The organism is Prosthecobacter sp. Pr1 (assembly GCF_057652315.1).
In genome coordinates this window covers 164,814-171,939 of the sequence record NZ_JBYFBS010000016.1, presented here as the reverse complement: position 1 = coordinate 171,939, position 7,126 = coordinate 164,814, and the positions used below count along the sequence as shown (strand labels likewise).

At 62.5% G+C, this 7,126-nt stretch carries 1 protein-coding gene (running past one end of the window); it reads right to left on the bottom strand.

Features of this window, described 5'->3' with window-relative positions; genetic code table 11:
* Nucleotides 1-81: 81 nt before the first annotated feature.
* Nucleotides 82-7,126: the end of a putative Ig domain-containing protein gene (locus tag AC24GY_RS22200; RefSeq protein WP_487687334.1), read on the bottom strand. It continues 23,405 nt past the right edge of the window; the window shows 7,045 of its 30,450 coding nt (coding positions 23,406-30,450); its start codon lies beyond the right edge, outside the window — the gene reads right to left on this strand; it ends in the stop codon at nt 82-84.

Below are 7,126 nucleotides of genomic sequence, written 5' to 3'. Positions count from 1 at the left end.
CCACTCATGCCCGTCGGCCAGCGCTTTCGCAGGGTCCCCCCCTTCCCCGCCTGCCCAGCGCCGATCAACGAGCCCTCCCCCTTACGGCTTCACCAGGAAGAACGCGCGGAAGCCATCCAGCAGCGGCAGGTTCGTCACCTCCAGGCCGGTGGTTTCATCCACCCACTGGGACTGCGGATTGAGCAGGTAGTTCTGATACACCGCTGTGGCAGGATCAGTATCACCGCTCCACAGACGCAGGCGGGAACCGATGGTGAATGGCTGCGCACCCGGAGTCTTGGCCGTGGCCAAACCAGTGCCCAGCAGCGCTGTGCCTGCGGTCTGCGGCAGCGCGAGTGCCGCGCTGCGGACTTCACCCAGGAAGGTCAGCGTGGCCGGCGTGCTGCGGATCTGCACCAGCATGCCCGTCTGCGGTGGAATGACACGGGCGGCATCATTCGCGAGCGAGGCATCACCATCACGCACCCACTGCGCTCCACCGTTCGTCGCAGTCTGCAGCCAGTCGATCTGGAACTGGCCGCTGGCGCTGTCAAAGAACATGAGGCGGTCTGCTGTATCCGCCGTGGCAGCAGCCTGCAGGCCGGACACCGGCAGCAGTGCGCCGAGCGTCCAGTGCGGACGGATGCGGATGCGGGCACCGGCCAGTGCGCTGTCCGCGCTGGTGGTGAGGGAGATGCTGCTCGTAGAAACCGTGGCGTCGAGATCCCAGGTGCGACCTGTCAGCGCACCGTTGAGCACTTCCACATAGTAGCTCACACCATTCTGCAATTGCGTGCGGATATCTCCGCCGTTGATGCTCAGCACCACCGTGCGGCCACTGACCGAGGCGACCTGCCCCGTGTAAACGGCAGGCAGCAGCAGCGGCATGGACAGTGACTGGCGGCCCACCGCAAACTGCATGCGTGCCCAGCCCTGCGCACCCGTGGTGGCCGTGGCTTCTGGCGTGCCGTCGAGGTTGGCATCCAGCGTCACCTTGAGGCGCAGGTAGCCATGTGCCGCACCGCTGAAGGCAGACTCCACCGCGCTGTAGCGCAGCGTTTCTGTCTGATCCGCATTGGCCGTGGTCACAGGTGTGAGCGCCAGCGTGGTCCAGATGCTGAGATCATTGCTGCCTTCCAGCGAGTAGCGCAGGTCTGCATGCTCACCCGCAGGCCGTGTCAGCACTGCGTCGATGGCACCCGAGACCGTGTTGTTCACCAGCGTGAAGCGCGACACACCCAGGCCGTTGCCACCCGCCGTGCCCAGCGCGTATTCCAGCAGGTTCGTCTGGCCATCCGCATCCGGATCATCATTTGGACTGTTGAGTCCGCCCAGGCTGTTCTGCGTCTGCCATGCTGTGAAGGTTGCCGCAGTGGTCGCAGTGCCGGGATTGGTCACCAGATTGCGTTTGACCTCCACGCCATTCGGCGAGCCCGCACTGCCCAGGAAGCCGAAGTCGACGGTCATCATGCCGGATTCATCCGCTGCATCATCCATGAAGGACTGGAAGCCGTTTTCACCGGTCGCGGCGGTCACGCTGCTGTTCAGCGGCATGGTGCCGTAGGCCAGATTGATGATGCCGGAGGAGACGCCCGTCGCAGAAGGCTGCGTGGCGTCGTCGCCATTTTCATCAAAGCGGTCATCCTTGGCGGTGTCCGCGTTGGTGGTCAGCACCACATTGCCCGTGCCGACCACCGAGGTCATGCCATCAAGCGGCGCACCTGTGGCAAACATGCCGGCAGGAATGTGGACGTAGTAGGCCGCAGGCGCGGTGGCGTAGAGCATGTAGGTGCCGTCTGCCGCAGTGACAGCCTCAGACACCGGCGTGTCCGTCACGGCCTGCGCCTGCTGGAAGAGCTGCACGGTGACATTCGCCATCGCCACATCGATGCCCGCTTCATAAGTGCCGTTCGAATTCGCGTCACGGAACACCAAGTTACCGACCATCAGCGCCTTCGCCTTGAGCCCGAGGTCAATGGTCAGGTCAATGTTGGCATCGTCATCATTGTCACTGGTCTTGTCGAATCCAGATTCACGGCCATCCGTGTCCGTGGGCAGCGTGCCCGCCACCAGGGAGAATCCGGCGGTCACCACGCCGGTCGTTTCCGGATCGGCCGCTGGCTGCGCGTTCTGGTTCAGATTGTCGTCACTGCCGTTGGTCGTCAGCATGCTTGGCACCAGGAAATTCAGCGGGCCGGTGGCAGTGAACTGCGCGGCAGGGATGCGCACATAGTAGGTCTGCGGAGACACTGCCGGCGGCGCGTAGAAGAGGTACTTGCCGGTGGTGTCGGTCGTCGTTGTGCTCACCACTTTTTCCGCACCCGCACCGTCGTTGTAAACCAGCTCCAGTTGGATGCCCGCGAGGCCTCTGTCCACGCCGGCCTGGTATTTGCCGTCGGCATTCGCGTCGCGGAACACCAGATTGCCCACGCCCAGACGTGTGGAGAAACCAAAGTCGATAGTCAGGTCGGCGTTGCTGTCATTGGCATCATCCGAAGTGCCCTGGAAGCCGCCTTCCTGCGCGCCGGTCGGCGCGGCATTGGCCGTCAGCGTGACCGCCGGTGCCGTGATGCCCACCTGCTCAGGACTCTGGGAGTCGATGCCGTCTTCACCCAGGTTGTCATCACCCAGGGTGGTCTGGTTGCCGCGCAGCGACATCATCTTGTGCAACGGTCCCGGACCCACCGGACCACCGTTGATGTTGATGGACGCCTTAAAGTTGTCTGCAGCCACATGCACCGTGTAAACACCGGGGCTCAAGTTGGTGAAGAAGTAGCGGCCGCTCACGTCCGTGGTGGTGCTGCGGATAAAGCTGGTGGAGCCCGCCGTGCCGCTGCCGGCATACAGCAGCATCCAGACGCCGGGCACACCTTCGCCTGCATCCGCCACGCCGTTGTTGTTGGCGTCGTTGAAGACCAGGTTGCCGATGTTCATCAGGCTTGGCAGCGTGCCGCCGGTGAAGCCCATGTCGATCGTGAGATCCACATCCGCGTCATTGAACTCATCCATCGAATTGAGGAAGCCCGCCTCGCCCTGCGGCTCGGTGCCATAGGCCAGTGCGAAGACCGTGGAGCTCACGCCCGTGCTCGTCGGATTGGCGGCATCCTGGCCGTTTTCATCCGCGCCATCATCCTGGCCGTCGTCACTGCCGACGCCAGTCGCGGAGGTCGTGCCAAAGAGTGCGCCGCCGCTCGTGAACTGCGTGGCTGGGATGTAGAGGAAGTACTGCCCTTCCTCATAAGTGTTCAGCAGGTAGGTGCCGTCGATGCTGGTGGTCGTTTCCATCACCGGCGTGGCGGTCGCCGGATCGTCACCCACCTTGAAGAGGCGCACGTTGACCCCGGCCACACCGAAGTCCGCGCTGTCATAGTGGCCGTTCGAATTCACATCGCGGAAGATCAGGTTGCCCACGCTCAGCGGCTTCGGCGCAAAGCCGAGGTCGATCGTCAGGTCCACGTTCGCATCATCAAAGTCATCGGACTCGGAGTAGTAGCCGGTTTCCGTGGTGGCTGCGGTCGGCGACTGCGCCGGCACCAGCGTGAAGACCGGCGTGAGTGCGCCCTCCGTCAGCACGGCGCCGGTGGTATAACCATCCTGCTTCGTGTCATCATCTCCCGCCGTCGTGGTCGGCACGGCTGAACCCGACGCCACCGGCTTCGAAGGCACCAGATTCGCCAACGCGCCACCGTCCTGGAAGTTGCTGTCAGGAATCTTCACATAGTAGCTGCCCGGCGCCACGCTGAAGCTGTAGAGACCGCCGCCGTAGGTCGTGGTGCTGCCCACCGCCGTCGTCGCGTTCGCCTCATTGGACCACAGTTCGACGGTGACGCCATCGACGCCGTACTCATTACCCGGATCAAAGAGGCCGTCGTTGTTGAGATCGTTGAAGACCACGTTGCCAACGCCCGAGCGCAGCACAAAGCCAAGGTCCACGGTGAGATTGGTGGAGGCGTCATTGATGTCATCGCTGCTGCCTTGGAAGCCGCCTTCCTGGCTGCCGGTCGGCGCATTGGTCGGCGTCAGGTCAACGATCGCCGTCTGGATGCCATTGACGGATGGGTTTCCATTGTCGAGGCCGTCTTCACCCAGACTGTCGTCACCGCTCTGCGTGCCGAAGATGCTGGCATAGCCAAACAGCGGCGAGCCAAAGTCAAACTGCCATGATGGCACGCGCACAAAGTAGCGGCCCGGTGCCAGATCGGCGAAGAGATAGGTGCCGTCCGTGTTCGTGGTCGTGGTGGCCACCGGCGCATCAAACGGAATGAACGCGCCTTCGTTATACAGCTCCAGCGTGACGCCGCCCACGCCTTCACCGGCATCCGCACGGCCGTTGAAGTTCGCATCCAGGAACACCAGATTGCCAACCGACACGGAGCGGAAGAAGCCGAAGTCGACGGTCAGGTCGGTGTTGGCATCGTTCGCATCATCCATGAAGGCATTGCTGCCAAACTCACCGAGAGAATCGGTCGGCTCGTTTCCGGGGGACAGGTAGAACTGCGCGGACTCCACACCCGTGGCGGACGGATCCTCCACATCGATGCCGTTTTCATCCACATTGTCATCCACGCCATTGTCCGCACCGTCGCCCGGCAGCGAGCGCCAGCCGGAGAGTGGTTTGCCTGCGGCGAATTCGGTGGCCGGGATGAAGATCTTGTAGGCTCCCTCCACCAGATTGCTGAAGATGTAGCTGCCGCCGTTGTTCGAGATCACCGTGGAGATCGGATTGGCCGCATGCACGTCCGCCGTCGCGCTGAAGAGCTGCACCTTCACACCGTCGATGCCTTCACCGGAGTCATAGACACCGTTGCCGTTGAGATCCACGAAGACCAGGTTGCCCACGCCGACGCCGTTCGGATTGTTCAGGGCAAAGCCGAAGTCGATGGTGAGGTTGAAGTTGTCATCATCAAACGAGTCGATCGTTTTGAACGCACCCGTCTCACCGCTCGCATCGGTCGGCTCCGCATTCACCGCCAGCGTGAAGACGGCGCTGCTGATGCCGTTGAGGAATGGGGACGGGTCATCCAGTCCGTTTTCACTGTCAGGCACGTCATCATCCAGATCCAGGGAGGCGCTGCTGGCTCCTGCGAGGGAGGAGAGCCCGTTGAGCGGACGCCCTGGCTCAAACTGCGTATACGGAATGTGCACCACGTAGTCGCCCGCAGGCAGCGAGTCGAAGAAGTACTGGCCGCCACCGCTGGTGATGGTGCTGAAGAGCGGCACACCAAAGCCCGGTGTCTGGCTGCTGCGGTAGAGTTCCACCGTCACACCGTCCACGCCTTCACCCACGTCAGCCTGGCTGTTTTGGTTGGTGTCGATGAACACCAGGTTGCCCACGCCGACCGGCGTCTGGAAGCCGAAGTCGATCGTCAGGTCGATCGCCGCGTCGTTCTGGTCATCCGATGTGTATTCAAAGCCGGTTTCACCGCTGTCATCCGTCGGCGCATTGCCGGGATAGAGGCTGATCACCAGAGACGACACGCCGTTGTCCGTTGGCAGGCCGTCATTGATGCCGTCTTCACCCACGTCATCGTCACCCACGAGACCTTCGAGAATGCTGATGCGCTGATACAGCGGTCCTCCGACCTGGAACTGCGAGGACGGAATGTGCACCAAATAATTGCCGGGACGCAGGAAGTTGAAGCCGTAGCGGCCCGTCGAATCCGACGTGGTGAAGGCCAGCGGATTGTCCACTTCTGGGAACTGCGTGTCAGTGTAGATTTCGACCCTGACGCCGGACAAGCCTTCACCCGAGTCATAGTGACCGTTCGAGTTGTTGTCCGCGAACACCATGTTGCCCAGCGCCACCGGACGGTAGAGACCGATGTCCTCCGTGAGGTCGATGTTGATGTCATTGAGATCGGTGGAGGAGTCAAAGCCGGTTTCGGAGCTTGTATCCGAAGGTGCCTGATCACGCACCAGATTGATGATGCCGGTGCTCACGCCCGTGATCCACGGCGTGTCCGTCGGCAGCGCATCCTGGCCGGTGTTGTCGTCACCTGCAGTGACCACGGGCAGACTGTAAAGGCCGCGCAGATTGCCGCTGGACTCGAACTGATAGGCCGGCAGATGGATGAAGTACTGCCCCTGCCACAGATTGCTGAAGAGGTAGAGACCACCGTTGGCGGTGACCGCCGTGGCCACCGGCGTCGTCACTCCTGGAGTGTCGCCCCAGCGGTAGAGCTGAATGGTCACATCATCACGGCCCTCGCCCACGTCGAAGCGGTTGTTGCCGTTGTCATCCACGAACACCAGGTTGCCGATGCCCATGATGCCGGGCTCCACAAAGCCGAAGTCCACCGTCATGTCGCCATTGGCATCCACCGTGTAGTTGTCCAGTTCGCCACCGCGGCCAAATTCCGCGCCGGCGGAGCCGTTGCCCACAGGCTCGGCGCCGGGAGTCAGCGTGATCAGCGGGCTGTTCACCACCGTCTTCGGACCACCGGGCTGACGACCGCTGTCATCGCCGTCGATCTGGTCATCCACGTTGGACGAGATCGGGCTGCTATAGCCGCTGCCTGCCAGCGGCAGACCGTCCACAAAGTTGGACTCAGGAATCTGCAACTGATACACGCCCGGAGCCTGGCCGGAGAAGTAGTAGAAGCCTTTGTTGTCCGTGTAAGTCCAGCCCACGAGGAACTCGGCGCCGTCGGCGGAGTCGCCGTTCAGATCCCGCCACAGGTCCACGCGCACGCCGGGGATGCCCAGCTCTGCCGCATCCTGGATGCCGTTCGCATTGTCATCATTCCACACCAGCGAGCCGATGGCCACGCTGTCTGGCAGCGGCGCAAACGGACGCCCGATCGCCAGGTCACGCGGACCGGACCAGATTTCAAAGTTCGGACCCGGTGGCCGTGGGATCGGCACTTCAAACACATTGACCGTGCCGTTGGGCGCAGTGGTGATGTCCACACTGATCAGCGCCCCGCTGTTGAAGCTGCCGGCGTTGACCGGCTTGCCCCAGCTGTAACCCGAGATGTAGAGCTTGTTGTTCGATGGGTTGAACTCGATGTCACGTGTGTCCACCTCACCCTTGCCTGCGCTGGAGAGCGTGGCGATGAGCTGCGGCAGACCCGGCGCGGCAGGCGTGCTGAGATCGACGCTGAAGACCTCGCCATCGGAGCGGTTCACGCCGTAGAGCGTGCTGCCT